The sequence below is a fragment of the Paenibacillus xylanexedens genome, from assembly GCF_007680605.1.
In the GTDB taxonomy this organism is placed as follows: Bacteria; Bacillota; Bacilli; order Paenibacillales; family Paenibacillaceae; genus Paenibacillus; species Paenibacillus xylanexedens_B.
This window is the reverse complement of record NZ_VEIO01000059.1, coordinates 1-414: the sequence shown is the minus strand read 5'-3', so window position 1 is coordinate 414 and position 414 is coordinate 1. Positions and strand designations below refer to the sequence as shown.

General features: G+C 51.7%; 1 protein-coding gene. It reads right to left on the bottom strand.

Features of this window, described 5'->3' with window-relative positions; genetic code table 11:
- Positions 1-352: condensation domain-containing protein (locus FS818_RS28375; RefSeq protein WP_260990001.1), on the bottom strand; the 352-nt coding region annotated here is incomplete at its 3' end.
- Positions 353-414: the final 62 nt, after the last annotated feature.

The window sequence follows — 414 nt, the reverse complement described above, 5'->3', positions numbered from 1 at the left end:
TCCCTTCTTGCATTGGAGACAACGGATAGATGGAAAGCAGTCCACCAGTATCGTTACTCACCAGTTGCTTGCGAAGTGCATCGAAAGTGGCGAGCGGTATTGATACGCTACCCATATCGCTCGGAGTCAGCTCCTGCTCCGTTTGTTGCATGCAATGCTCAATGATCGAAAGCAACTGCTCCTTGTAGTTGTCCAGCAGTCCTTGCATCGTGCTGTCGCGGTACTCCTGCTCATCATATGTCACGCTCAGCATCAATTTTCCATCCATTACACTCCCTACAATGTCCAGTGCATGGGGGCGTTCCGATTGCGGACTCACTTGGAACCCTGTGGGAAACCCAGACATGGACATCGCCCCGGCATTCATCTCCCGATCCCATTGCCCTAAGTAGTTGAAGCTGATCTCCGGTAACA